This window comes from Flavonifractor sp. AGMB03687 (assembly GCF_017811815.1).
In the GTDB taxonomy this organism is placed as follows: domain Bacteria; phylum Bacillota; class Clostridia; order Oscillospirales; family Oscillospiraceae; genus Flavonifractor.
The window spans coordinates 420,387-446,245 of sequence record NZ_JADKZI010000001.1 but is presented as its reverse complement, the minus strand read 5'-3'; the positions used below and the strand labels follow the sequence as shown (position 1 = coordinate 446,245).

Annotated in this window: 25 protein-coding genes; 5 read left to right on the top strand and 20 right to left on the bottom strand. The window is 61.9% G+C overall.

Annotation, left to right across the window (positions count from 1 at the left end):
* The first annotated feature begins 1 nt into the window (after window position 1).
* Window positions 2-1,003, top strand: coding sequence for a M56 family metallopeptidase (locus J9789_RS02135; RefSeq protein ID WP_209341808.1), 1,002 nt, complete (start codon window positions 2-4; stop codon window positions 1,001-1,003).
* Between the two features lie 88 nt (window positions 1,004-1,091).
* On the opposite strand, the gene J9789_RS02130 is transcribed toward J9789_RS02135, so the two are convergent.
* The 20 genes from J9789_RS02130 to J9789_RS02035 all read right to left on the bottom strand — a co-directional run bounded on the left by J9789_RS02130 (window position 1,092) and on the right by J9789_RS02035 (window position 23,188).
* Complete coding sequence (locus J9789_RS02130; RefSeq protein ID WP_209341805.1) at window positions 1,092-2,192, bottom strand: S-layer homology domain-containing protein; 1,101 nt, start codon at window positions 2,190-2,192, stop codon at window positions 1,092-1,094.
* Window positions 2,193-2,237: 45 nt separating this feature from the next.
* Window positions 2,238-2,999, bottom strand: a complete 762-nt coding sequence (locus tag J9789_RS02125) for an Ig-like domain-containing protein (RefSeq protein ID WP_209341803.1) — start codon at window positions 2,997-2,999, stop codon at window positions 2,238-2,240.
* Window positions 3,000-3,034: 35 nt separating this feature from the next.
* Window positions 3,035-3,208 carry a hypothetical protein gene (locus J9789_RS02120; protein WP_209341801.1) on the bottom strand — a complete coding sequence of 58 codons (174 nt, stop codon included), beginning with the start codon at window positions 3,206-3,208 and terminating at the stop codon, window positions 3,035-3,037.
* Window positions 3,205-3,954 carry a hypothetical protein gene (locus tag J9789_RS02115; protein ID WP_209341799.1) on the bottom strand — a complete coding sequence of 250 codons (750 nt, stop codon included), beginning with the start codon at window positions 3,952-3,954 and terminating at the stop codon, window positions 3,205-3,207. Before J9789_RS02115 ends, J9789_RS02120 begins: the two co-directional genes overlap by 4 nt.
* Complete coding sequence (locus J9789_RS02110; RefSeq protein ID WP_209341797.1) at window positions 3,955-5,046, bottom strand: ABC transporter substrate-binding protein; 1,092 nt, start codon at window positions 5,044-5,046, stop codon at window positions 3,955-3,957. It abuts the gene before it with no gap.
* Between the two features lie 12 nt (window positions 5,047-5,058).
* The gene (locus tag J9789_RS02105) at window positions 5,059-5,868 is read right to left on the bottom strand and encodes an ABC transporter ATP-binding protein (RefSeq protein ID WP_209341795.1); all 810 of its coding nucleotides are present in this window, start codon (window positions 5,866-5,868) and stop codon (window positions 5,059-5,061) included.
* Entirely contained in the window at window positions 5,861-6,862 is a 1,002-nt protein-coding gene (locus J9789_RS02100; protein ID WP_209341794.1) for an iron ABC transporter permease, read from the bottom strand. The genes J9789_RS02105 and J9789_RS02100 overlap by 8 nt, the downstream gene beginning before the upstream one ends.
* A 125-nt stretch (window positions 6,863-6,987) precedes the next feature.
* Entirely contained in the window at window positions 6,988-8,514 is a 1,527-nt protein-coding gene (gene xylB / locus J9789_RS02095) for a xylulokinase (RefSeq protein ID WP_209341793.1), read from the bottom strand.
* A 67-nt stretch (window positions 8,515-8,581) separates the two neighbouring features.
* Window positions 8,582-9,892 carry a xylose isomerase gene (gene xylA / locus J9789_RS02090; RefSeq protein WP_209341792.1) on the bottom strand — a complete coding sequence of 437 codons (1,311 nt, stop codon included), beginning with the start codon at window positions 9,890-9,892 and terminating at the stop codon, window positions 8,582-8,584.
* 28 nt (window positions 9,893-9,920) lie between these two features.
* Entirely contained in the window at window positions 9,921-10,928 is a 1,008-nt protein-coding gene (locus J9789_RS02085) for an ABC transporter permease (RefSeq protein WP_209341790.1), read from the bottom strand.
* Window positions 10,929-10,932: 4 nt separating this feature from the next.
* Window positions 10,933-12,444 carry a sugar ABC transporter ATP-binding protein gene (locus tag J9789_RS02080; protein WP_209341788.1) on the bottom strand — a complete coding sequence of 504 codons (1,512 nt, stop codon included), beginning with the start codon at window positions 12,442-12,444 and terminating at the stop codon, window positions 10,933-10,935.
* 76 nt (window positions 12,445-12,520) lie between these two features.
* The gene (locus J9789_RS02075; protein WP_209341786.1) at window positions 12,521-13,618 is read right to left on the bottom strand and encodes a substrate-binding domain-containing protein; all 1,098 of its coding nucleotides are present in this window, start codon (window positions 13,616-13,618) and stop codon (window positions 12,521-12,523) included.
* A 61-nt stretch (window positions 13,619-13,679) separates the two neighbouring features.
* Window positions 13,680-14,822: a Gfo/Idh/MocA family oxidoreductase gene (locus J9789_RS02070; RefSeq protein WP_209341784.1), complete on the bottom strand. Its 1,143-nt coding sequence runs from the start codon at window positions 14,820-14,822 to the stop codon at window positions 13,680-13,682.
* Window positions 14,823-14,842: 20 nt separating this feature from the next.
* The gene (locus J9789_RS02065; RefSeq protein WP_209341783.1) at window positions 14,843-15,838 is read right to left on the bottom strand and encodes a sugar phosphate isomerase/epimerase; all 996 of its coding nucleotides are present in this window, start codon (window positions 15,836-15,838) and stop codon (window positions 14,843-14,845) included.
* Between the two features lie 230 nt (window positions 15,839-16,068).
* Window positions 16,069-17,199 carry an ROK family transcriptional regulator gene (locus J9789_RS02060; protein ID WP_209341782.1) on the bottom strand — a complete coding sequence of 377 codons (1,131 nt, stop codon included), beginning with the start codon at window positions 17,197-17,199 and terminating at the stop codon, window positions 16,069-16,071.
* A gap of 383 nt (window positions 17,200-17,582) precedes the next feature.
* Window positions 17,583-19,208 carry a chaperonin GroEL gene (gene groL / locus J9789_RS02055; RefSeq protein WP_209341781.1) on the bottom strand — a complete coding sequence of 542 codons (1,626 nt, stop codon included), beginning with the start codon at window positions 19,206-19,208 and terminating at the stop codon, window positions 17,583-17,585.
* Window positions 19,209-19,422: 214 nt separating this feature from the next.
* Entirely contained in the window at window positions 19,423-19,707 is a 285-nt protein-coding gene (locus J9789_RS02050) for a co-chaperone GroES (RefSeq protein ID WP_087188593.1), read from the bottom strand.
* Window positions 19,708-19,907: 200 nt separating this feature from the next.
* Window positions 19,908-20,855 (bottom strand): diacylglycerol kinase family protein, encoded by a 948-nt coding sequence (locus tag J9789_RS02045; protein ID WP_348633615.1) that lies wholly within the window; start codon window positions 20,853-20,855, stop codon window positions 19,908-19,910.
* A 24-nt stretch (window positions 20,856-20,879) separates the two neighbouring features.
* The gene (locus tag J9789_RS02040) at window positions 20,880-22,055 is read right to left on the bottom strand and encodes an S-layer homology domain-containing protein (protein ID WP_245184992.1); all 1,176 of its coding nucleotides are present in this window, start codon (window positions 22,053-22,055) and stop codon (window positions 20,880-20,882) included.
* Entirely contained in the window at window positions 22,055-23,188 is a 1,134-nt protein-coding gene (locus tag J9789_RS02035) for a class I SAM-dependent RNA methyltransferase (RefSeq protein ID WP_209341779.1), read from the bottom strand. The genes J9789_RS02040 and J9789_RS02035 overlap by 1 nt, the downstream gene beginning before the upstream one ends.
* Before the next feature lie 136 nt (window positions 23,189-23,324).
* On the opposite strand from J9789_RS02035, the gene J9789_RS02030 reads away from it, so the two are divergent.
* The 4 genes from J9789_RS02030 to J9789_RS02015 all read left to right on the top strand — a co-directional run bounded on the left by J9789_RS02030 (window position 23,325) and on the right by J9789_RS02015 (window position 25,827).
* On the top strand, window positions 23,325-23,780 hold the full coding sequence (locus J9789_RS02030; RefSeq protein WP_209341777.1) for an NfeD family protein: 456 nt from the start codon (window positions 23,325-23,327) through the stop codon (window positions 23,778-23,780).
* Window positions 23,781-23,794: 14 nt separating this feature from the next.
* Complete coding sequence (locus J9789_RS02025) at window positions 23,795-24,724, top strand: SPFH domain-containing protein (protein WP_209341768.1); 930 nt, start codon at window positions 23,795-23,797, stop codon at window positions 24,722-24,724.
* A 145-nt stretch (window positions 24,725-24,869) separates the two neighbouring features.
* The gene (locus J9789_RS02020; protein WP_209341765.1) at window positions 24,870-25,085 is read left to right on the top strand and encodes a helix-turn-helix transcriptional regulator; all 216 of its coding nucleotides are present in this window, start codon (window positions 24,870-24,872) and stop codon (window positions 25,083-25,085) included.
* Window positions 25,078-25,827: a DUF3169 family protein gene (locus J9789_RS02015; RefSeq protein WP_209341764.1), complete on the top strand. Its 750-nt coding sequence runs from the start codon at window positions 25,078-25,080 to the stop codon at window positions 25,825-25,827. Before J9789_RS02020 ends, J9789_RS02015 begins: the two co-directional genes overlap by 8 nt.
* Window positions 25,828-25,859: the final 32 nt, after the last annotated feature.

The window sequence follows — 25,859 nt, the reverse complement described above, 5'->3', positions numbered from 1 at the left end:
TATGAAACTCCTGATCCCCACGGTCCTCTGGAGCACCAATCTGGGGCTCATGCTGGGCTTTACCTTCGGCGTGCTGATCCTGCTGCGGCCGGTCACCCGGCGGCTGCTGAGGCCCAAGCATCAGGTGGTGCTGTGGTTTGCCGGGTGGATCATGGGAATTAACATGTCTCTGTATACCACCTGCGGCTGGCTCCCACTGACCTTTACCTTCCGTGGCCTGCTGATGCCCAAGGGGGAAATACCGGGACAGCCCGCCTTCCTGGCCCTGGCCTCTGACCCGGAGCAGGCAGAGGTCCTCTCCCGGGGCAGCCTGCTCCCCCTGCCCCTCAGCGACAGAGCCGCCCAAATCCTGACCATCATCTGGCTGGTCTTTTTGGTGGCGCTGGTGGCGGCATGGCTGCTTCAGGACTTCCGGCTGCGGCAAATCATGCAGCGGGGAACCGTCCTGCCCCAGGAAAGCCTGTCCTCCTACAGCCTGGTGCCCGATACGGCAGTTTATCTCTGCCCCGGTCTGCCCACCAGCTTTGTACGGTATGGCGCCGCCTTCTCCATCGCGGACGAGCGGCACCTCATCTGTCTCCAGAAGGAGCTGCCACCGGAACAGATGAGGCTGGTGCTTCTCCACGAGTGCGCCCATCTGCGGCTCCACCACGCCTGGCTCAAGGCTATCATGATGATGGTGGTGATCCTGAACTTTGCCTGGAATCCCCTGATCTGGGCGGCCTACCGGCTCACCTGCCGGGATATGGAGCTGGCCTGTGACGAGGCCGTCATGGAGCAGCTCTCTCCCACAGACCGCCGAAATTATGCCCGGGCCCTGGTGGAACTGGGTTCCGGCCGCTGTCTGTGGGGCGGCGCCGCCTCCTTCAGTGAGTGCGACACGGTGCTGCGGGTCAAGCGTCTGGTGAACTGGCAGCCCTGGACTCCCGGCAGCAATGCCCGCTCCCTGGTGCTGACCGTCCTGTTCATCCTCTTTTTCTTCTGCGGCGGCTCGCCCCTGTGAGTCACCGACAGGTCAAACCATAGGCTATTTCCCCAATCCATGCAAAAAGAGGCGCTGCAAATGCAGCGCCTCTTTTTATACAAAAATCTTAGCCCTTGGCCAGACCTACGGCGGTCATCATGACCGCCATCTCCTGGCGGGTGACTACGGCCTGGGGATTCAGGGTATCCCCGGTGAACAGACCGGCGGCCACCGCCCACTGGACGGACTCCTTGGCCCAGGGGCTGACCTGGTCCTTATCGGCAAAGCCACCCAGGCTCTCCTTGCCGGAGGCATTCTCCAGCTCAAAGGCGGCGGCATAGCGGGCCAGGATGCAGGCGGCCTGCTCCCGGCTCAGCTGGTCCTTGGGACCCACCAGGCCGGTACCGTAGCCGTTGATCAGGCCCTTGTCAGCGGCCCACTCCACATAGGGCATGGCGGGGTCGTCATCGGTCAGGTCGGAGAAGGAGGAAACGGTGTACTTGCCGGCGTTGATGTCCCGGCAGCGGCCCATCAGGGTCACCAGCTCACTCCGGGTTACCGGCTTGTCGGCACCCAGCATGGTATCGGACTCGGGGGTCAGATAGCCCTTCTCCACCAACTCCATCACCGCGGGGGCTGCCTCGGGGGAGACGTCGGTGTAGGGGCACTGGACCGTCTCAGGGGTCTCCTCCGGCTGCTCCGGCTCCTCGGTGGTCTCGGGAGGCGTCACCTGGCCGTCGGCGGACACGGTGAACTGGAACACGATGTCCTGGCCCAGGGTCTTGTCCGGGTTGTTGGCCTGGATGCCTGCGCCGAAGACCAGCACATAGCTGCCCTCCTCCAGGGCAGGCACCGCGATGGTGATGCCGTCGGCCTTGCTGCCGCTGACATAGGTGGGATTGTGGAGGGTCTCCCCCTCATAGCTGCCCTTCACGGCGATGAGAGGCAGGCTCTTCTCCTGGAAGAGGTTTTCGTCGTAGTTGTTCATACCGGCGGACAGCTGGAAGATGAAGGTCAGCTCCTGACCGGCAGGCAGGGCATCGGTGATGGTGTTGCGGTAGACGCCCTCGGTGCTCTCCACCGTCACAGCGGCAGGGGCGGTCAGCTTCAGGGTCTGGCCGCCGGTGCCCTGGAAGTCATAGTCAGCAGCGGAGGCCGCCACGGTGAGGGACAGCAGCAGGCCCACTGCACACAGCAGGCTGAGCAGGGTTTTACGGGTTCTTTTCATGGCTTGTTCTCCTTTCTTTCCCGGGCTGACGCCCGCAGATCACATTTATTTGCGGCCCCCGCGGCTGCGCACAATCAGCAGAGCAGCCGCTGCTGCCGTGGCGATCAGCACCACCGCCAGAATGGCTGCCGCGGGGATTCCGCCCTCGCCGTCGGTCTGGGCGGGCGGCTCCGTCGGGACCACCGTGGGAACCGGGGCGGGCGTCTCCGTCTCAACCACCGCCGGAGTGGACTCCGCCGCCGGGGTCTCCGAGGACAGCGGCTCGCTTTCCGCCGGTGCAGGGGTGGGAGTAGGGATTGGCGTAGGCGTGGGCTTTGGTGTGGCCGCCGGTTTGGGCGTGGCGGTGACTACCGCCGTGGGGGCAGGCGTGGCAGCCGCCCCAGCGGTGGTAAAGCGTAGGGTGCAGGTGGTGCCCATAGAGGTACCATTCTTGGCCATCAGGTTTCCCGAGATGGTAAGGGTCAGGGTCTCCCCCGCCGGCCAGGTCTGGGCCGGGGAGATATAGATGGTGTTGCGCACCTCCCGGTCCACCTGGTCGTCCCCCATGCTCACCACAATGGGCACCTGATTTCCCTGGCTATCGGTCACCGAAAAGCAGGTCTTATTGTTGTCCTTCACCTGCAGATTGACTACATTTTTGGTGAAATCCAGCTTGATGGAGGTATCCACCGCCACATTGGAAGCCCCGTCGGCCACACTGCTGGCGCTGAGGGCCAGAGGCTCGCTCTGTCCCGCCCCATCCACCGCTCCGGCGGCGGTACACAGCAGGAGCAGGGCAGCCAGCAGGCCGGTCAGATAACGTCTCATATCTCATTCCTCCCCGGCCACATACAGGTGAAGGACTAGGCCGTCCAGCGCCGGTAGCGGCAGTTGTAGCAGGAGACGGTATCGTCCACCGTCTCATCCTCATCATCTCTCCGGTAGCCGTCGCAGACGGCAGCCCGGGCGGCCTCCGGGTCCCGGCGGCCAAAGCGGAAGGTGACCCCCTCCGCCGTGCTCTCAAACCACTCACTCATACCAGCAGCTCCTCCGGCAGTTCCTGCTTGGACAGCAGGTCCCAGCGGCCGTCCGCCCGGGGCCGGGCCACCGCCACCCGCAGGTTTTTGCGAAAAATGGGCTTGCAGGGCCGCAGAAACACCAGCTGGGCCTGGTGGGGCAGCGGGTTGCCCGCCGTGTCCCACACTGCGTCCACCCCGCCCAGGGCGCAGAGCTGAGGGGGTGTCAGGCACTCCCCCGGCGTCAGGGGCTGGAGCTTGCCCCGGCAGCGGCCATCCATGCCGCTCAGCCGCAGGCCGCATCCCGCCAGGGCGCCGATGATCCCCTGGCCGGTACCTCCGTGCTCGGACAGGGCAATGGCTTCGGGGGCGCTGCGGGCCAGGGCCCAGGCGTCCTCCTTGGTAAGCACCCGCTCCTTGGCTGCCCGCCCGAAGGCCAGCAGTTTCTCCCGATCCGGCAGGGCGGTGGGCTCCGTGATACACAGGCCCGGGTCGGAGCCGGGGGCGCAGGCTCCGTTCAGCCAATTCCGGCAGAATGCAATCATCGCCGCCAGGTCTTCCGTGGTCACCCGACTGCACATGGAGCTGTTGTGGGAGGTGTAGGGGATGTCGGGATGGATGAGCAGCTGGTGCCGGGTGATGAAAGAGCCCAGGCCCAGCTTCTCCTCCGCCAGACGGGCCAGCAGCTCCTCCAGCACCTGGCCGGTACCGGGGGAATCCAGGCTGTCGGTATCGTCAATGCAGATCAGCAAAATATGTTCCACCATTCATTCCACCTTTCCGCCGGTCTTGGGGGTACGCATCCCGTCTCCCGACAGGATGGAGGCCAGCTCTTCATCGCTGACGGTGTAGTCAAAATAGGTCTGGTAGAAGGCCCGGGTCTCCTCCTCCAGGTCGATCTCCGCCAGATCTGGGTAGAGCAGCTGGGTGAGCCACAGCACCGCAAGGGGAGTCTCGATGCTGTTGGGGTGACCCCAGCGGCTGAGGCCGATGGGCATCTGGTACACCTCTCCCCGCTCCACGGCCCCCAGGCCTTTCCACTTCTCGTCGGTGAGGATGTAGTTGGCCACCCCAACCTCATTGCAGATGATGAGATCCGGGTCCCACACAAAGATCTGCTCCAGGGTAGTGTAGGCGCTGCCTCCCTCCATGGTCAGGCCGCCCCCCTCCAGAGAGACGTTAACCGCTCCCGTGGCGGCGATCCACTGGGCGGGCAGGCTGCCGGCGTAGTCGGTGCGCACCGCCTCGTTCACCGAGTGATAGAGTCGGGGCCGCTCCTCCTGGGGCACCTGGGCGCTCACTTTCTCCGCCCGGGCCAGGCAGTCCGGGTACCAGGCAATGTACTGGGCCGCCTCTTCCTCGGCGTGGAGCACCTGGCCCACCAGCTCCACGGCGTCCAGAGCCTCATCGATGGTGGCGTTGGACACCACCAGATAGGGGATGCCGGTGGCGTCGATCTTGGCCCGGTTGTCCGGGTCGTCATAGCTGTCCCGGTCCAGCAGGATCAGATCCACCCCAATGCTCAGCAGAGCCTCAGCATTGACTACGCCGCCGCTCTTCACCACCTGGGCCTCCTTCAGGGAGGGGCAGATGGACTGGATGAGCACGTCCCGCTGGATGGAGGGGATGGTGGCCTTCACCTGCTCCCCGTAGCCGAAGGCCACCACAAAGGGGGCGCAGAAGGGGTCCAGGGCACAGATGCAGGCCGGGTCCTCCGGCACCTCCACTGTCCGGCCCGCCTGGTCGGTAACCGTGCGCATCCCTGCCGTCTCACTGACTGGCTGGCCGCTGGGCATACAGCCGCATAACAGCGCCAGACAGAGCAGTAGGCTGAGGGCGGCGCTGGATATTCGTTTCATGGCGTCCACCTCCTATAGGATTCGGCGGGGGGCGATCCGCCGCAGCGTGGGCTGGTTGGGGTAGTTCCCCTCCAGAATGGCGGCCTCCACCCCATACACCTGGGCCATAGTTTCCGGCGTCAGGGTCTCCCCCGGCGGCCCCCACCGGTAGAGGCCCCCCTGGGCCATCAGGGCGGCGGTCACCGGCAGGCCCTGTTCCTCCAGATAGAAGGCATGGTCGGGATCGTGGGTGGCCATGAGCACCCCCACCCCCTGGCAGGCGGTCAGCTTTGCCACCCGCTCCAAAAAAAGCAACTCATTGCGCAGGTCCATGTGGGCGGTAGGCTCGTCCAGCAGCAGCAGGGGTGCCTGCTGCACCATGGCCCGGGCCAGCAGCACCAGCTGGAGCTCGCCGCCGGACAGCTGATGGTAGGGCGTGTCCGCCTTGGCGGTCAGTCCCACTACCTCCAAGGTCTCCCGGCACAGCTCCTCGTCCCCCCGCCCCGGCCCTCCGAAGGGAGACAGATGGGCGGTGCGGCCCATGAGCACCACCTGGCGCACCGTATAGGGGAACACGGGCTGGTGCCGCTGGGGCACCAGAGCCATGTGCCGGGCCAGTTCCCGGCGGGAGAGGTGGGTACCGTCCCGGCCATCCACCAGAATGCTCCCCGCCATGGGCCGCTGCAGACCCAGCACCGTGTTGATGAGGGTGCTTTTCCCGCAGCCATTGGGGCCCATGAGGCACACCACTTGTCCCCGGTCCACCGAGAGGGACAGATCCTGAAACACCGGCTCGCCCTGGTAGCCGCAGCTCAGATGCTCCACACGCAGCAGCTCACTCACTCCAGCCACCTCCCCGGGTCTTTTTCAGCAGATAGATGAAGAAGGGGGTGCCTACCAGGGCGGTGAGGATGCCGATGGGGATCTCGGCGGTGGTCAGGGTGCGGGCCAGAATGTCCATCACCACCAGGAAGGAGGCGCCCAACGACAGGCTGGCCCCCATCAGGCGGCGGTTGTCGCTGCCGAACAGCATCCGGCAGATGTGGGGCACCACCAGTCCCACCCAGCTGATGACCCCGCTGATGCACACCGCCGAGGCGGTGGCCAGAGTGGCGCCTCCCACCAGCAGCAGCCGGTACCGGTTGAGATCCAGGCCCAGGGCGGCGGCTTCCCGGTCCCCCATAGACAGCACATTGATCTGCCAGCGGCACAGCATCACCAGCAGGATGCCCACTCCCATGGGTACGAAGGCGAGAAAGTGGTGGTAGTGGATATCGGCAAAGCTGCCCATAAACCAGAAGGTGATGGCGGGCAGCTGGGAGTAGGGATCGGCTATGTACTTCAGGATGGAGGTAAAGGCGCTGAAAAAGGCGGAGATGATGACGCCCCCCAAAATCAGGGTGATGCCGGAGCCCGCCCCGGCCACCCGCCCGGCCAGGACGCTGAGCACCACCGCCAGCACGGCAAAGAGAAAGGCGGTGGGGTAGATGGCAGCGCCGCCCCCCAATGCCACAATGGCCAGAGCCGCGCCAAAGCCCGCCCCATTGGACACCCCCAGCATACCCGCATCCACCAGGGGATTGCGGAAGGCGCCCTGATAGGCGGCGCCGCTCACTGACAGAGCGGCACCCACCAGGGCGGCGGCCAGGGTGCGGGGCAGCCGCAGCTGCCACACCACGCTGACCTGGGCAGCCTCCGCCTGGCCGGGGTGAAACAGGATGGCCAGCACATCGCCCGGACTCAGGTCATACAGGCCGATGAAGAGACTGGCTCCCACGCACAGCAGGGGCAGCAGCACCAGGCACACACCGCGCAGCCACCTTCCCTTTCCCGGCATCCTTCCACCTCCCCCGGTATCGCTCTTGCATATATTCAAATTATAACATAGTGGAATAAAAACGCAACTGGCCCAGAATATGCAAAAAAGGCCGTGTACACGGCCTTTTCTGCGTAAAGATGATATTAAAGTTGATAAAGAGTCTCAAAGCTGCCCTTGAGGGCGGGATAAAGTCCGGTATACAGCTGATAGAAGGGTTCGTAGGCCCCGCTGTTCTCTCCCAAGGGAGCGCAGGACTGGTCGGGATGGACGATGGCGTCGCAGGCGGTGGGCACATCGGGATACACCCCAGCGCACACACCGGCCAGGATGGCCGCGCCCAGGGCGGGCCCCTCCTGGGCCGCCTTGGCAGTCTGGACGGTACAGCCCAGCACATCGGCCAGCATCTGCCGCCAGAAGGAAGACCGTCCGCCGCCGCCGCAGGCCATGATATGGTCGGGGGCCACCCCCATCTCCCGCAAAATATCCAGGCACTGGCGCTGGGAATAGGACACGCCCTCCATCACGGCCCGGATGAGGTCGCCCCGGCCGTGCATGGCGGACAGGCCCACAAAGGCGCCTCTGGCCTTCTCGTCCAGCAGCGGGGACCGCTCGCCCATCAGGTAGGGCAGATAGATCAGCCGGTTGGCCCCGATGGGAGACTGGGAAGCCTCCCGGGTCATGATGTCGTAGGGGTCCACCCCATCAATCTCCGCTTGCTGCCGCTCCTCGGCGCAGAACTGGTTGCGGAACCACTGGAGGGACAGGCCGGCGGCCAAGGTACAGCTCATCACCGTCCACGCCCCGGGCACGGCGGCGCAGAAGGTATGGACCCGTCCGCCGGGATCGATGCTCACCTGGTCGGCGTGGGCAAACACCACACCGGAGGTACCCAGAGTCACAAAGGCCCGGCCGGAGCGCACCACGCCGGTGCCTACCGCCGCGGCGGCGTTGTCTCCCGCGCCGCCTGCCACCGGCGTGCCGGGGGCCAGACCGGTCTCGGCGGCAGCCGCCGCCGTTACGGTACCGGTGAGATCGGTGGACTCATACAGCTTGCCCAGCAGGGCAGGGTCGATGTCCAGCTTGTCCAGCACCTCCTGGGACCAGCAGCGGTGGGCCACGTCCAACAGGTTCATGCCCGAGGCGTCGGACACCTCGGTGGCAAACTCCCCGGTCAGCTTGTAGCGCAGGTAGTCCTTGGGCAGCAGGATGCGGCGGCATTTCGCATATAACTCCGGCTCATGGCGGCGCACCCACAGGATCTTGCCGGCGGTGAAGCCGGTAAGGGCCGGGTTGGCGGTAAGCTGAATGAGCCGCTCCTTCCCCACCAACTCCGTGATCTCCCCGCACTCCCGACCGGTACGGCCGTCGCACCACAGGATGGAGGGGCGAAGCACCCGTCCCTCGCTGTCCAGCATGACCAGACCGTGCATCTGGCCGGACAGGCCCACGCCCTTCACCTCACTGGGGGAGACGCCGCTCTCATCCAGCACCCCCCGGATGGTCTCACGGGCCGCCTGCCACCACAGCTCCGGGTCCTGCTCCGCCCAGCCGTTCTGCGGCTGGCTCAGGGGGTAGGTCCTGGTGCAGGAGGCGACGGTACGCCCCTCCTCGTCAAACAGGGCGGTCTTGGTACCGGAGGTGCCCAGGTCCACGCCCATCAGATATGCCATAGCCCTTCTCCTTTCCAAAATAAAAGGGGGCGCGCCGGGTCGGGCGCGCCCCTCCGCGCACAAGTGCTCAGCGGAACATGACGTTGTTGACGATGGTTTCCAGATACTCCTGCCGGCCGCTGGGTACGTCGATCTTCTCCAGGCCCATGGCGTAGTCGGACAGGGACTCCAGGGTGGCGGTGCCGTCCACGATGGTCTTGCCGATGCCGCTGCGGTAGCTGGCGTACCGGTCCTCCACAAACTGGTCCAGGCGGCCGTCGGCCTGGAGGGCCAGTGCCTTCCGCAGGCCCAGAGCGAAGGAGTCCATACCGGCAATGTAGGCCAGCAGAATGTCCTCCAGGGTGTTGGAGGGACGGCGGGTCTTGGCATCGAAGTTCAGACCGCCGTTGGTGAAGCCGCCCGCCTTCAGCACCTCCATCATGCAGTAGGTGGTGTTGTACACATCGGTGGGGAACTGGTCGGTATCCCAGCCCAGGAACAGGTCGCCCTGGTTGGCGTCGATGGAACCGAAGGAGTCGTTGACGATGGCGGTGCGCAGCTCATGCTGGAAGGTGTGGCCCGCCAGAGTGGCGTGGTTGGCCTCAATGTTCATCTTGAAGTCGCCGGTGAGGCCGTACTTCCGCAGGAAGTTCATGCAGGTGGCCACGTCGAAGTCATACTGGTGCTTGGTGGGCTCCTTGGGCTTGGGCTCGATGTAGAAGTCGCCCTTGAAGCCGTGGGCCCGGCCATAGTCACGGGCCATGGTGAGGAAGCGGGCCAGGTTGTCCAGCTCCAGCCCCATGTTGGTGTTCAACAGGGTCTCGTAGCCCTCACGGCCGCCCCAGAACACATAGCCGGTGGCGCCCAGCTCGATGGCGGCGTCGATGCAGGCCTTCACCTTGGCAGCAGCCACGGCGTACACGTCGGCGCTGCAGGAGGTGGCGGCGCCCGCCATAAACTTCTTGTCGCCGAAGTTGTTGGCGGTAACCCACAGGCACTTCTTATTGTGCTTCTCCTGGAGCTGTTTCAGATAGCCCACCATCAGGCGGAAATTCTCCAGGCTCTCCCGGACGGTGGCGCCCTCGGGGGCGATGTCCACATCGTGGAAGCAGTAGTAGTCCAGATCCAGCTTATCCATGAGGCCGAAGGCAAAGTCGGCCTTGGCCCGGAACTTGGCCATGGGATCGCTCTGGCCGAAGCTCTTGTCCATGGTGCCGCTGCCGAACATATCCACGCCCTCGGCGCAGATGGTGTGCCAGTAGCTCATGGCGAACTTCAGATGTTCCCGCATGGGCTTGCCGGCCAGTACTTCGTCCGGATTGTAGTATTTGAAGGCAAAGGGCTCATTGCTGTCCGGCCCGGCGTACACAATTTTGTCGATCTCCTCATAGGTTTTCATGGCGATATCCTCCCTTATTTTGATCGCATCAAGCGGTGCGCGCCTTACGCAGCTTCTGGGTGATGACGGGCAGCATCTGTACGGCGATGGCCAGCAGCAGGATGGCGCCCTTGATGGTGTCGTTGATCAGCGGGTTCAGGCCCAGCGCGGTGATGATCTTGTCGATGATGGTGAAGGACATGGAACCGAATACCACGCCCAGGATGCGGCCTCTGCCGCCCGACATGCTGATGCCACCGATAACCACACCGGCAATGGAGTACAGCTCATAGTTCTTGCCGCTGGTGGCCGGGTCCACGGAGCCCACGTTGGCCACATAGAGGAAGGAGGCGATACCCATGAGCACACCGGCAATGACGAAGACCAGCACCCGGGTCATACTGACGTTGATGCCGGAGAGCTGGGCAGCCCGCTCGTTGCTGCCCAGGGCGTACACCCGCTTGCCGAACTTGGTGCTGGTGGACAGGTAGGTCATCACCGCCACCACCACAATGAGGATGAGCACCAGGATGGGGATCTGGAACACCGACTGGTTGCCGATGACCCACAGGGGCTGCCACTGGGACAGGCCGGCGTCCAGCTGGTAAATGGTCCAGTTGTTGCTGTTCATGACGGTCTGGGCAATGGAACGGTACATCAGCATGGTAGCCAGGGTCACGATGAAGGCGGGCATCTTGACCAGGCCGATGAGCACGCCGTTGATAAGACCCAGCACCACACCCATGAAGACGGAAAAGAGCAGGGAGACGGCGATGCTATTGGTGTTATTGAACACCATGACAGTGAGTCCGCCCACCAGCGCCAGCTGGGAACCTACCGACAGGTCGATGTCACCGGTCAGAATAATGAGGCCCATGCCCAGGGCAATGATGCCGATGACGGTGGAGTGACGGGGAATGTTCATCAAAGTGGTCATGGTGGTGGCGCCCGAGTTGATGATCAGGAATACCGCCAGGATGGCCAGGAAGATGAGGATAAAGTTATACTTGTGCCAGATACTCTTAATGAGTGCGGTGCCTTTGTTCTTCTCTTTCATGGTCTCACACCTCTTGTCCCTGCTCCGCGCGGATGGCGGAGGCGTTGGTAGCCAGCAGCATGACCCGCTCCTCGGTGATCTCGCTGCGTTCCAGCACGGCCTGCACGCCGCCGTGGTAGAACACCACGCAGCGGTCGGCCACCTTCTGGATCTCGGGGATCTCCAGGGTGTTGACGATGATGGTCTTGCCCTGTTTGGCCAACTCCTGGATCAGTTTGTAGATCTCCGTTTTGGCGCCCACGTCAATGCCCTGAGTGGGATTGTCCAGCAGCAGGATCTCCGCCTCGGTATTGAGCCACCGGGCCAGAATGACCTTCTGCTGGTTGCCGCCGGAGAGGCTCACGATCAGGTTCTCATGGCTTTCCGCCTTGATGTTGAGCATCTGCTTGAGCTTGTTGTACTTGGCCACTTCCCGCTTTACGTGGATGTGGGGATGGCGGCCGCTGAGGCTGTGCTCGGCACAGTATGTATTCTCTAGAAGCGTCATATCAGGGATGACGGAGTTTTCCTTTCGATTGGCGGCCAGCATGGCGATCTTATCCTTCATGGCCTTGTGGATGGTACCGGAGGCCACCGACTTGCCCCACACTTTGAGGGTGCCGGCGCCGAAGGGAATTACGCCAAAAATGGCCTGCATCAGTTCGCTGCTGCCGGCGCCCTTCAGGCCGGTAAAGCCCACGACCTCGCCCCGGCGGACCGACAGGGTCACGTTGCGGAAGCCGTCACCGGTCAGGCCCTCCAGCTCCAGGATGGGCTCACCCAGCTTGCGGGTCTCATAGACCTCCTGGTTCACATAGCCCTCACCCACCATCTGGCGGGTGACCTCTTCCGGTGTGGTGTCCGCGACGCGGCCGGAGGAGATGAAGGAACCGTTGCGCAGGATGGTGTAGCGGTCGGCGATCTCAAAGATCTCCGGCATTTTGTGGGAGATGAAGATGAAGGACTTGCCCTCCCCCTTCAGCCGACGGACGATCCCGAACAGGTGCTCGATCTCCTCCGTATTCAGGGCTGTGGTAGGTTCGTCCAGGATGAAGAGCTTGGCCTCGGCGTGGAGCGCCTTGGCGATCTCCAGCAGCTGCTTGCGGCTGGTGTCCAGGTTGCCCACCATTTCGGTGGGATTGATGTCCACTCCCAGCCGGTTGAACAGCTCCTGGGAGCGGCGGATCATTTCCTTTTTGTTCAGGTTGCGGAATTTTCCCAGAATCTCTTTGTTGAGAAACAGGTTCTCGTAGACGGTCAGGTCGTTGATGACGTTCAGTTCCTGGTGAACGAAGGCGATCCCCGCCTCGTCCGCCGATTTGACGGTAATGGAATCCATCTGACTGCCGCAGAACTCCACGGTGCCTCCGTCCCGCTGGTGGACGCCGCCCAGAATGTTCATCAGGGTGGACTTTCCGGCGCCGTTCTCGCCCAGAAGGGCGTGTACCTCTCCCTCCTCCACGTCAAAGCTGACCTTGTCCAGCACGGTGACGCCGAAGAAGCGTTTGGTAATATCGGTCATCTGCAAAATTTTCATGGTCAGGCACCCTCTTTAAGGAACAGCGGTCACCGTGGGCGGCACAGCGCCCGCGGGGACCGCCGCTCGGTCTCGTTTAGAAGCCCTCGTAATCGGCCACGTTGGTGGAGTCGACCACGTCGACGGTAATGGTATGATCCTTTTCCACGGACTCGCCGTTCAGGTGGCTGATCATGTCATCCACGGCGGTCTGGATCATCTTGGGAGGATAGGTAACGGAGAACAGGTCGAAGTTGGCAACGATGTCGGGATAGGCGGTGTTGGCGTGAGTGCCGGACAGCACTTCATACATCTCGCCCAGGCCGGAGGAGGAACCGATAGACTTGATGGACTCCAGGAAGGCGTCCTTCTTGGCCTGCTCGATCTCGGTGCCGCTCAGGGCCTCCAGGATGCCCATGCCGATCTCATCGTCGTGAGTGAAGATGTAGTGATACTCGCCCAGCTCCTCGACGGTCTTGCTATTGATCCAGTCGATGAACAGCTGCTTGCCGGTGGAACGGCTCCAGCCGGTGGCGGCGGAGTACTCGATGGTGGCTAGCTGCTCCTCGGTCCAGCCGTTGGCAGCCAGAGTCTCGGTGAAGCCCTTGTTGCGCATCTCGGGCACGGAAGAGGTGTCGCCGATCATGACGTACAGCTTGTCGCCGGGCTGCAGGCCGTCTTCGATGAAGCGCTCAGCAGTAGCCTTGCCGATACCCTCGTTATCGCCCTTGACGTTGGCGGTAACCTTCTCCTGCACCACGGGGTTGTCAATGATGCGGTCCACCATGATGAAGGGGATGTCGGTGGCAGCGATGGAAGCCATGGAGGACTCCATGGTGTTGTCGTAAGGCAGGATCACAATGCCGGCGGGAGGAGTGGCAGCGGCCAGAAGGTCGTCGATCTGCTCCTGCTGGTTCTTGGCGTCGGTAGCAGCCTGGACCACTACGTTGTAGGTGCCTTCGGCGTTGACCTCTTCAGCCTTCTGCTGAGCATAGGTCAGAACGGCGCCGGTCCAGCCGTGGTCGGCGTTGGGCACCAGGACATAGATGTCGCCGCCGGCAGCGGGCTCGCCGCCGGTCTGGGTCTCACCGCCGCCGCTGGGGGTCTCGGTGTTGCCACCGCCACCGCCGCCGCCACAGGCGACCAGGCTCAGGGACATGACGATCGCAAGGATAAGCGCAAGATACTTTTTCATGTTCATTGGTCCTCCTTGTCAATTTATTTTCCGCGGCCTTTGCCGCAAAAAATCCGATGTGTTACAGCTCCACCCAGGCGGAATCCTTCTCCGCACTCTCAACCACTGCATGGACAAACTTCACGCCGTCCACGCCGGCGTCCACCATGGTGATGGAGTCGGTGTTGTAGGGCCGGCCGGCCTTCTTCTCGATGAGGGCGGTGACATAGTCCCGATAGATGTTGGCAAAGGCCACATACAGGCCCTCGGGATGACCCACAGGCAGACGGCTGTAGCCGCCGGCGGGCTGGTCGATGCCGTTGCCGCCCCGGGTGAGCACCTGCATGGCCTGACCCTTGGGGGTATAATACAGATAGTCGGGCTGCTCCTGACGCCACTCCAGGGCGCCCTGATCGCCGAAGATCCGGACCACCAGGCCGTTGTAGTGGCCGGCGGCGATCTGGGAGCACCAGTAGGCACCGTTGACGCCGTTGTCATACTCCACCAGGATATTGGCGTTCAGATCCAGAGCGTGACCGTACTTGTTGGTGGTGGCGGCCAGCCGCTTGATCTTCATACCGGTGACATAGTTCACATAGGCCTCGATGTGGGTGCCGATGTCACCCACGCAGTTGGAAATGCCGGAGAACTTGGGGTCCTTGCGCCAGACGGACAGGTTCTCCTTGGCGCCCTCCTGGGGCTCCAGCTCATTGATGAGCCAATCCTGTACGTACTCGGCGTTGACGGCGGCGATCTTGCCGATCTTGCCGGCGGCGATCATGTCCTTCATGACGCGGCTCATGGTGTAGCCGGGATAAGTATAGGTCACGGCGAAGAGCAGATCCTTCTCCTTGGCCAGAGCCTCCAGCTTCTCCGCCTGGCCCACCTCGAAGCACAGGGGCTTCTCGCACACCACGTTGATACCCGCCAGCAGGAACTCCTTGGCGATCTCATAGTGGAGGAAGTTGGGGGTGCAGATGGAGACGAAGTCGATACCGTCCTCCCGGGCGGCCTCCGCCTTGGCCATTTCCTTGTAGTCGGCGTACATCCGGCTGGAATCAATGCCGTAGGCCTTGGCGGTGTCCTCGTTCTCCGACGGGATGTTGGAGAAGCAGCCGCACACCAGCTCCGCACGGGGGTCAAAGGCGATGGCCTTGCGGTGCACTTCGCCGATGAAGGCGTAGACGCTGCCGCCTACCATGCCGTATCTCAGTTCTTTCGCCATGTTTTCAGCCCTGCCTTTCCTCAGCCATTGGAGATGGCGTCGTCAAACTTGATGTCGGATTTCTGGAAGTCCACCTTGCGGACGAAGGCGGCAGCCTCGGTGGCGCCGTCGATGCGGTCCATGCCGCTGTCCTCCCACTCCACCGACAGGGGGCCGTCATAGCCCATGTCGTTGAGCACCCGGATGATCTCCTCAAAGTTCACATCGCCGTGACCCAGGGAGCGGAAGTTCCAGCCCCGGCGCAGGTCGCCGAAGTCAATGTGGGAGCCCAGCAGGCCGCTGCGGCCGTCCAGAGTGACGGCGGCATCCTTCATGTGGACGTGGTAGATGCGGTCACGGAAGTCGGACAGGAACAGGTGGGGCTTGATGCCCTGCCAGATCAGGTGGCTGGGATCGAAGTTGATACCGAACTCCAGACGGTCGGCGAACTTCTCCAGCAGGCGTTTGGTGGAGTAGTAGTCAAAGGCGATCTCGCCGGGATGGACCTCCAGGGCGAACTTTACATCGTTCTTCTTGAACTCGTTGAGAATGGGGGTCCACAGCTCCACAATTTTGTTGTAGCCCTCCTCGACCATTTCCTCGGTGGTCTGGGGGAAGGAGTAGAGGTAGCGCCAGATGGGAGAGCCGGTAAAGCCGGTGATGATCTTGACACCCATCTTGTTGGCCACCACGGCGGCCTTCTTCATGGTGTCGATGCCCCACTGACGGATGGCGTCAGGCTGATCCGCCAGAGCAGCGGGAGCGAAGTTGTTCAGCCGGGGATCGGGGGCATCACCCACGCACTGACCGATGATATGGGTAGCCAGGGCCTTGCAGATCAGGTTGTGTTTCTTCAGAGTCTCCTGCACCCAGGGGATGTAGCTCTCATCCTCCAGGGCCCGGTCCAGATCCAGGTTGTTGCCCCAGCAGGCGATCTCCAGACCGTCATAGCCCATCTTCTCCGCAAGGGCGCACAGCTCATCCAGGGGCAGGTCCGCCCACTGGCAGGTGGTCAATGTAACAGGTCGCTTACCCATAACTGGTTCCTCCTTTTGCTTATCACCGTTACGCTATCATAAATCCGTTTTATAAAATATATTTACTAAAGTTCTTGCCGATAGATTACTCCCTCTTTTCGGAAAAGTCAATCCCTTTTTTGCCATTTTTAATAAAGGAGAAAAAGATTGTGCAATTCGCTATGTGCTTTTTCACAACAAAAGCCGAAGCAGACTTTTTTCGTCTGCTTCGGCTTTTGTAACATGAGTGATTAAAATGCACTGAGGAAGCGCTCCACGTAATGGAGGGCAGTACCCACGCACGCGCTGTGGGATTTAAAACAGTCCAGCGTCAAAAACTGGCCATCCTCGTCAAAGAGGGTCTTTTGACAGACCTCCTGCCGGATGCGATCCAGGTGGTCCTCCAGGTAGGCGGCCAGCATACCGCCCAGCACGATGTCGCAGTCCATCCCCATCCGGATGATGGCCAGGCCGTCGGTGAGATGGTTGCGGTACTGCTCCCAGGTCAGGGCAATCTGCTGGTTGCCGCATTTGAGCATGGTGAAAAATTCCTCCAGGGTAATACCCAGATCGTCGCTGAGGCGGGAGGTAGAACAGTAGGCCTCCAGGCATCCCCGCTTTCCGCAGCGGCAGGGCCGCCCGTTGGGCACGATGCAGATGTGTCCGAACTCACCGCTGCGGCCGTTGTCTCCCGTGTAGGGCTTATCCCCCATCAAAATGGCACCACCGACACCGCGCTCCAGAGAGAGGTAAATCAGGTTGCGGTTCTCGCTGCGCACCCAACTTTCAGCATAGCCGCTGGCGTTGGCGTCGTTCTCCACCCGGACCGGATAGGCGGAGAACGCTTCCATCACTTCGGACAGGGGGATGTTGCGCAGATCCAGCGTGGGGGCAAATACCACCTGTTCCCGCTCCGCGTCCACAATGCCGGGCACGGTGATGCCCACGCCCAGCAACCGCTTCCGGTCCAGACCGAGGCGATCCAGGAAATTCTCCAGCAGTCGGGCTGCCTCCTGATAGTATTCCGGCGTGTGGCTGAACTTCCGGCGCACCTTCTGATAGCCCAGCTCCTGGGCACGGATATCAATGGCCACCAGCCGTACCGCGTCGTCCATGATGGAGATGCCCACCGAGAAGCGGGCGTCCGCCACCAGCGCAATGGTGCGGGGCTTGCGCCCGCCGGTGGAGGCTTGGGTCCCGGAATAGGAGAGCAGCCCCTCATCCAGAAAATCGTTCAGATTATTGGACACCGTGGGCAGACTCAGTCCCAGAGCGCCGGCGATCTCCTGCTTGGTGACAGGCTCAGCGTTCTGGTAGACATATTGGTAGATTCTGCGCCGGTTGGTCTGCTTGAGGGCAGCCGACGTCAACGCTCTTTGCATATGCTACCCCTTCTTTTGTAAAAGTATTTTCTATTACCATCAACCTATCACATTCTGCTCCAAAATGCAAGGGGCGTATAAAATAATTTTCATCCCAATTAAAAAAAGCCCCCGGAACCATGTTCCGGGGGCCCAAAATCTTTGGCGTTGGATTCGTACATACCGCCCATGTCGGGGGCAGCGGGAGCCGCGGGAGCGGGCTCCTTCTTGTCGGCCTCCCCCACGGGATCGCCGATCCCGCGGGGATCCCCATTGTATCTGCTCGGGCGGAATGAATCCGCCCGGCATCAAGGTTTTGCCTCCGGCAAACCGCTTGGTCTGGCGGCCGACAAGAAAAGGCCCCCGGAACAAAGTTCCGGGGGCCCAAAATCTTTGGCGTTAGATTAGTACATACCGCCCATGTCGGGGGCAGCGGGAGCAGCAGGAGCGGGCTCCTTCTTGTCGGCCACCAGAGCCTCGGTGGTCAGCAGAGTGGCGGCGATGGAAGCGGCGTTCTCCAGAGCGGAACGGGTCACCTTGGTGGGATCCACGATACCGGCGGAGATCATGTCCACATAGGTCTCGTTGTAGGCGTCGAAGCCGTAGCCGGTCTTGTCAGCCTTCTTCACGTTCTCCAGCACCACGGAGCCGTCGATGCCGGCGTTGGTGGCGATCTGGCGCATGGGCTCGGTCAGAGCCTTGGCGATGATGCGGACACCGGTCTTCTCGTCGCCCTCGGTGCTGTCCAGCAGAGCCTCAACAGCGGAGACGGCGTTCACGTAAGCGGTACCGCCGCCGGCCACGATGCCTTCCTCAACAGCGGCACGGGTAGCGTTCAGAGCGTCCTCGATGCGCAGCTTCTTCTCCTTCATCTCCACCTCGGTGGCAGCACCCACGCGGATGATGGCCACGCCGCCGGCCATCTTGGCCAGACGCTCCTGGAGCTTCTCGCGGTCGTAGTCGGAAGTGGTGGTCTCGATCTGGCTGCGGATCTGGTTGGTGCGGTTCTTGATGGCCTCGGAGCTGCCGGCGCCGTCCACGATGATGGTGTTCTCCTTGGAGACCTTCACCTGGCGAGCCTTGCCCAGCATATCCATGGTGGCTTCCTTCAGCTCATAGCCCATGTCGGCGGTGATGACGGTACCGCCGGTCAGAACAGCGATATCCTCCAGCATCTCCTTGCGGCGGTCGCCGAAGCCGGGGGCCTTGACGCACACCACGTTCAGGGTGCCGCGCAGCTTGTTGACGATCAGAGTGGACAGAGCCTCGCCCTCCACGTCCTCGGCGATGACCAGCAGCTTCTTGCCGGACTGCACCACCTGCTCCAGGATGGGCAGCAGCTCCTGGATGTTGGAGATCTTTTTATCGGTGATGAGGATGAGGGCATCGTCCAGAACAGCCTCCATCTTCTCGGTGTCGGTGACCATATAGGGGGTGATATAACCGCGGTCGAACTGCATGCCTTCCACGACCTCGCTGTAGGTCTCAGCGGTCTTGGACTCCTCAACGGTGATGACGCCGTCGTTGGAGACCTTCTCCATGGCCTCGGCGATCAGCTTGCCGATGGTCTCGTCGCCAGAAGAGACAGCGCCGACGCGGGCGATGTCGTCAGAGCCGTTGACCTTCTTGGAGTTGGCCTTGATGGCCTCCACAGCAGCAGCGGTAGCCTTGGAGATGCCCTTCTTCATGACCATGGGGTTGGCACCGGCAGCCAGGTTCTTCAGACCCTCGCGGATGATGGCCTGAGCCAGGCAGGTAGCGGTGGTGGTGCCGTCGCCGGCCACGTCGTTGGTCTTGGTGGAAACTTCCTTCACCAGCTGAGCACCCATGTTCTCAAAGGGATCGTCCAGCTCGATCTCCTTGGCGATGGTCACGCCGTCGTTGGTGATCAGGGGAGCGCCGAACTTCTTGTCCAGCACCACGTTGCGGCCCTTGGGGCCCATGGTGATCTTAACGGTATCAGCCAGCTGATTGACGCCGCGCTCCAGAGCGTGGCGGGCTTCCTCACCGTAGCAAATGATCTTAGCCATAATGAATTACCTCCATGCAAATTCCGCCTGCGCGGAATTAAATTTGAATTCCGTCCGGAGCAGGACATGCGCCTGCGCAGGACACCACTGCTTGCTCCGCCACCGGCGGGCAACCGCCTTTGTGTGCAAAGGCGAGGGGGGTATCAAACCCGCTGTGCCGCTTGCGGCGCGGCGGGTTTGTATCTAGGGTGGATATCATCCCCCCTGGACGTAATTACTCGACGATAGCGAGGATGTCGGACTGACGGACGATGGTGTACTCCTCACCGTCGATCTTCACCTCGGTGCCAGCGTACTTGCTGGTGATGACCTTGTCGCCCACCTTCACGGTCATGGTGACTTCCTTGCCGTCCACCAGGCCGCCGGGGCCAACCTCGATTACCTGAGCCACTTCGGGCTTCTCCTTGGCAGAACCAGTCAGGATGATGCCGCTCTTAGTCTTTTCTTCGGCCTCGACCAGCTTGATGACCACACGGTCGGCGAGAGGCTTGAGTTTCATAATGGGTTCCTCCTTATATGATTCATTTTCTTATTAACCAATTCAGGTGTTAGCACTCATTTTGTCGGAGTGCTAACCACGTGTATGATAATACCTCTCCCGCGCAAAAAAATCAACCCCTTTTTCGAAAAAAGGGGGTTGATTTTTAAAAAGTTCAACTTCTGTTCACAAACTCGGGTGTGGAGTGCTAACGCATGTCCTCATTTTACCGCGGCTGCTTCCCGGTGGCCCGCCTTCTCCGGCTGCCAGGAGGCACCGGCCGGATAGAAGAACTGCACCTTTTTATCTGACAGGGCCAGGGTGATCTCCTGCCCGTCCACCCGCTCGCCGTCCACGTTCACCGCGCTGACCCGGTCGCAGTGTATCTTCATCTCCCTGCCCTGGCGCAGAATGGCCTGGGGAATGTCCCCGATCTCGCCGCGGGCAAACTTCTGGATGAGGGCCGCCACCGTAAAGCGGGACACCGCCGGAATGACGATGAAGTTCAGAAGTCCGTCGTCCGGCATGGCATCGGGGCTTGGATTGAAGCCGCCGCCGTAGAACCGCCCATTGCAGGCACACAGCAGGGTAAACCGGTCCCCGGGCATGACCTCCCCGTCCACCTCCACCTGGTAGGGCAGGTGGATGCCCTTGATAATGGTGCGCACGGCGGAAAGCTGGTAGGCTGCGGAGCCGCTGATCAGGGGCAGCTTTTTGAAGTCCGCCGCGCCAAAGCCGATACGGGCGTCAAAGCCCACGGAACACACGTTGAGGGAATACCGGCCGTTGCATTCGATGAGGTCCATAGCGGTCTGGGGGGTGTCCAGCAGCTGGTCCAGCTGCCGGAACCGACCGGCGTCCTGGCCGAAGATACGCAGGAAATCGTTGCCCGAGCCCATGGGGCAGTGGGTCACCGCCACATGCTCCTGGCCCGCTGCACCGTTGACTACCTCATTCAGGGTCCCGTCGCCGCCGCAGGCGTAGACCCGCAACGGGTCCCCCTTCTGAGCGGCCTCCTCCACCAGGGCCACGGCGTGGCCCGGTCCGGTGGTCCGTACCGCGTCCCACTCCTCCCGGCGGCCCGCCATGGTGAAGCGTACTTTCTCCAGCATCTCCTGACTGCGGTCATACTTTCCCGCATGGGGATTCATGATAAACAGGTGCCGCACAGGCACCCTCCTCTCTCTTTCTTCTCAGCTCACCAGGACACCGGCATCATAGCTGCCCCAGAGGGTCAGCCGCTGCTCGGCCCGCACCATGCGGGCCACGATAGCCGCCGCCTCCGCCCGGGTCACGGTGCCCTTGGGATTGAAGGTCAGCTTGTCGTCCACGCCGCCCAGAATGCCCTTGGCATAGAGGCTGTAGATGGCGTCCGCCCCCGGGCTGGAGGGGGTGATATCTGGCACACTGGCCTTGACCTTGTTCAGATCGTTGATGTTGCGCATGTTGCGGGCCTGACTGGTGGCCGCAAAGATCTGTGCAATCTCCCGCCGGGTAGCAGGGCGCAGATAATCCTTCTGGGTAAAGGTGCCGCTTTTGATAATGCCGCTGGCCAGGCAGTAGCTCACCGCGCCGGAGTACCAGTAGGGACCGGTGGAGCTGCTGGTGTGGAAGCTGTCGTTTTTGTAGCGGCTCTCCACCGTGGCGGCCAACTTGAGGACCTCAGCCACCGTCAGGGTCTGGTTGGGGGCGTACCGGTTGCCGCCCACGCCGGAGGTAAGGCCCACATTATAGGCGATATCCACCCACACGGCAAACCAGTCCCGGGGAGACACATCGCTGAAATCGGGCAGCTTGCCCCGGGTCAGGGGGAATCGGGCCGAGGGCACCCCCTTCTCCACCAGAATACGGGGCAGTTCAAAGACCGGGATCTTGGTGGCCTCCCCGTCCTTGGTGAGGGTAAGGACTCGGGTACCTCCCTGCTCGGTGATGGTGGCGCTGTCATAGATGAGGTCGTAGAGCAGGTTGGTGGTGCCTCCCTGGCCGTCCGGGAAGGGCAGGATGCTGGCCACGCCCCAGCGGGTCCCCTTCTGCACCACATAGAGGCCGCAGTCCAGAGGCAGCAGGGTGCCGTACTCTGGCCGGATCAGATAGGTGCCGTCCTGTCGGATCACCCCCAGCTTGCCGTCCAGGTTGACAGCGGCCAGGCCCAAGGAGAAGGATACCACACTGTCATACTGCAGGGGAATGACCACTTTCTTCTGGGCGTCCACAAAGCCCCACTTGCCGTTGTACTCGCACTGGGCCAGCCCCTCGCTGTAGCCCCATACCGTGGCCCCCTCGGGGGCGGCAAAGGCCTGTCCCGCCAGCAGCAGTGCGAGGGCCAGCAGCAGGCACAAACTCCGAACGGTCCTCTTTTTTCTCATCATCAGTTCCTCCGTTGGTTGATTCCATACTGGAACAGATCACATTTCAGCATACCGTTGTACAGCTTCCGCTTCTTCTCCGCCGTCCGGCCGAAGGTGCGCTCAAATTCCGTGTGGGAGGAGAGCACGCTCACCTTCCAGCCCTCCGGCAGGGTACGCACCGCCTTACCGAAGGCCCGGTACAGCTCCTCCGCCTCCCGCTTCTCCATGATGCGCTCGCCGTAAGGCGGGTTGGTCACTACACGGCCCACGGGGGCATCCCGGTGGAACTTGGTGGCGTCGGCCACCTCAAAGCGCACCACATCCTCCACGTCGGCCTTCACCGCGTTGTCCCGGGCGATGGCCACCGCCTTGGGGTCGATGTCACCGCCCCAGATGTCGTAGTCCCCGTGGAACTCCTTGTCCATGGCCTCATCGGCAGCCTGGAGCCACAGGCCGCTGTCCAGCCACCGCCACCGCTGGGCGGAGAAGGCCCGGTTCAGGCCGGGGGCCCGGTTCTTGGCGATGAGAGCGGCCTCGATGGCAATGGTGCCCGAACCGCAGAAGGGGTCGCAGAAGGGGTCTCTTCCCCGGTAGCGGGAGAGAAGCACCATGGCGGCGGCCAGGGTCTCCCGCAGGGGGGCCACCACGCCCACCGCACGGTAGCCGCGCTTGTGGAGGCCCGCGCCGGAGGTATCCAGCATCAGGGTGACCTCGTCGTGCATGATGGAGAACTGGACCTGGTACAGGGCCCCGCTCTCCGGCAGGGTATCCATGCCGTATTTGGCTCCCAGCCGGGCAGCCAGAGCCTTCTTCAGCACCGACTGGATGGCGGGCACCGCATGGAGCTGGGAGTTGAGGGAGTGGCCCTTCACCGGGAAGGCGCCCTCCCGGGGGATATAGTCCTCCCAGGGCAGAGCCTTGGCCCCCTCAAAGAGGGCCTCAAAGTCGGCAGCATGGTACCGGCCTACCACCAGCAGCACCCGCTCGCCGGTACGCAGGTTCAAATTTACTCTGGGAATGTCTTCCGGACGAGCCTTGCAGCCCACTCGCCCATTCTCCGCCTTCACCTCGGGCAGGCCCAGCCGGCGCAGCTCCTCGGCGCACAGGCCCTCCAGGCCAAACAGGGTGGGGATCAGCAATTCCAGTTCTCTCATGATTCGCTCCTCATTCCAGTCTTATCGGTTTGGTCCAGTATACCTTATTTCGCGCCGCTTGGCAAACTGTAACGGAATGTCACTTTCCTTTTTTACAGAAGTATGCTAGGATAGCCCTAAGAAAGGAGGTTCGTCTATGCCCATACCCAGTATTTGCTGGCTGGTGGCCCTGGTGGTCCTAGCGGTGGTGGAGGCCGCTACCGTGGCCCTGGTCTCCCTTTGGTTCGCTCTGGGCGCTCTGGCCGCACTGATCACGTCCTTCTTCGTCCAAAATATCTGGATCCAGTTTGCCGTATTTCTGGTGGTCTCCCTGGTCACCCTACTGGTGATCCGGCCCCTCACCCGACGCTATGTGGCTCCCAAGCAGGTGGCTACCAACGCCGACCGGGCGGTAGGCGCCGAGGGTGTGGTCACCCAGGCCATCGACAACCGGAACGCCCAGGGGCAGGTAACGGTAGGCGGCAGTGTGTGGACCGCCCGTTCCGATCCGGAGGAAAACATCCCCGAGGGTACCACCGTGCGCGTGCTGCGCATTGAAGGCGTGAAGCTCATTGTGACCCCCACGAAAGAGAGCTGTATGATCCACCGATAAAAGGAGGAAGGAAAATGTTTGACAATATTCCCTTTATCCCCATTATCATTATTATCCTGGTGATCTTCATTATTCTGCTGCTGGCCGCCAACCTGAAGATCGTCCAGCAGTCCAAGGCCTACGTCATCGAGCGCATGGGCGCGTTCCACTCCGTGTGGGGCGTGGGCGTCCACTTCAAGATTCCCTTTATTGAGCGGGTAGCCAAAGTGGTCTCCCTGAAGGAGCAGGTGGTAGATTTCGCTCCCCAGCCCGTCATCACCAAGGATAACGTCACCATGCAGATCGACACGGTGCTCTACTTCCAGATCACCGACGCCAAGCTGTACACCTACGGCGTAGAGCACCCCATGAGCGCCATTGAGAATCTGACCGCCACCACCCTGCGCAACATCATCGGCGAGCTGGAGCTGGACCAGTCCCTCACCAGCCGCGACATCATCAACTCCAAGATGCGCTCCATTCTGGACGAGGCCACAGACCCCTGGGGTATCAAGGTCAACCGTGTGGAGCTGAAGAACATCATCCCGCCCAGAGAGATCCAGGACGCCATGGAGAAGCAGATGAAGGCCGAGCGGGAACGCCGGGAATCCATCCTCCAGGCCGAGGGCCAGAAGCAGAGCCAGATCCTGGTGGCTGAGGGCGAAAAGCAGTCCCTGATCCTCCGGGCCGACGCCGCCAAGCAGGCGGCCATCATGAAGGCCGAAGGTGAGGCCGAGGCTATCCTGAAGGTGCAGCAGGCCACCGCCGAAGCTCTCAAGCTCCTCAATGAGGCCAGCCCCACCGATCAGGTGCTGAAGATCAAGGCTCTGGAGGCCTTCCAGGCCGCCGCCAACGGCCAGGCCACCAAGCTGATTATTCCCTCGGAGATCCAGGGCCTCGCAGGCCTGTGCGCCTCCGCCAAGGCCGCCTTTGAGTCCGGCTCCGATTCCGAAAAGAAGAGCTGATCTCCCGTCCCATCCATGCGCCGCGGAAAACCGCGGCGCATTTTTTATCTTCCTCTTGACAACTATCCTTGTCAATGCTATCCTATGTTTGACAAGGATAGTTGTCATTTTGACGTGAATAATTGTCAGCCCGGGAGGTGTAACCATGCCGCTGTACAACCGGCTCAAGGAGTACCGAGCCAGACTTGGGGTCAACCAACAGGAGATGGGCCGCCTGGCGGGGGTATCCCGCCAGACCATCAGCCAAATCGAGCGGGGGGACTACTCCCCTTCGGTGACCCTAGCCCTCAAGCTGGCCAGGCTGTGCGGAGTGACTGTGGAGGATATCTTTATCTATGAGGAGGAGGAAGAACATGAATGATACGGTAAAACGGGACAACCGGAAGTCTCTGCCCCGCTTTCTGCTGGTGATCCTGGTTGCTGGCCTGGTAGGCGGTGCAGTCGGCTTTTTCAGCGCCTTGGCAGCCGATTTGGGAACGTTGAACACCATCCGGGAGGGTCTGGATGTGTTTCTGAGGACCGTCACCCCCTGGGCCATCCCGGTGTGCACCGCCGCTCTGCTGATCCCCGGCCTCTGTCTTTATTGTTCCGCCAAAAAGGAGTACGCCGTCTGGGATCAGGAGTGTGATGAGGCCTATCAGGCCATTGAGGAGAAGCTGAGCTACACCCTGCTGTTCAGTTCCCTGGCTATGCTGGCTGATCTCTTTTTCCTGGCCGCCGGTTTCCTCTACGATGCTTCCCTGATAAACGCTCTCCTTTTCCTGATCTCTCTGGTCTTTCTCATCCTGCTTCAGCAAAAAGTGGTGGATCTGACCCGGCGGATGAATCCAGAGAAGAAGGGCAGCATCTACGACGTCAACTTCCATAAGAAGTGGCTGGACAGCTGCGACGAGCTGGAGCGGGCCCAGATCGGGCAGGCAGCCTTCCACGCCTATAAAATCCTCAACGGCCTCTGCCCCGCCCTCTGGGTCATACTTGTGCTTCTCAGTCTTGTAACTGAGGTAGGCCTGCTGCCTATCCTGATGGTGGTGTTGATCTGGGGCGTGCTCCAGGTCTCCTACACCCTGGAGTGCATCCGCCTCAGCCGCCGTAAGTCCCACTGATAAAAGAGCCTGTATCCAATTGGATACAGGCT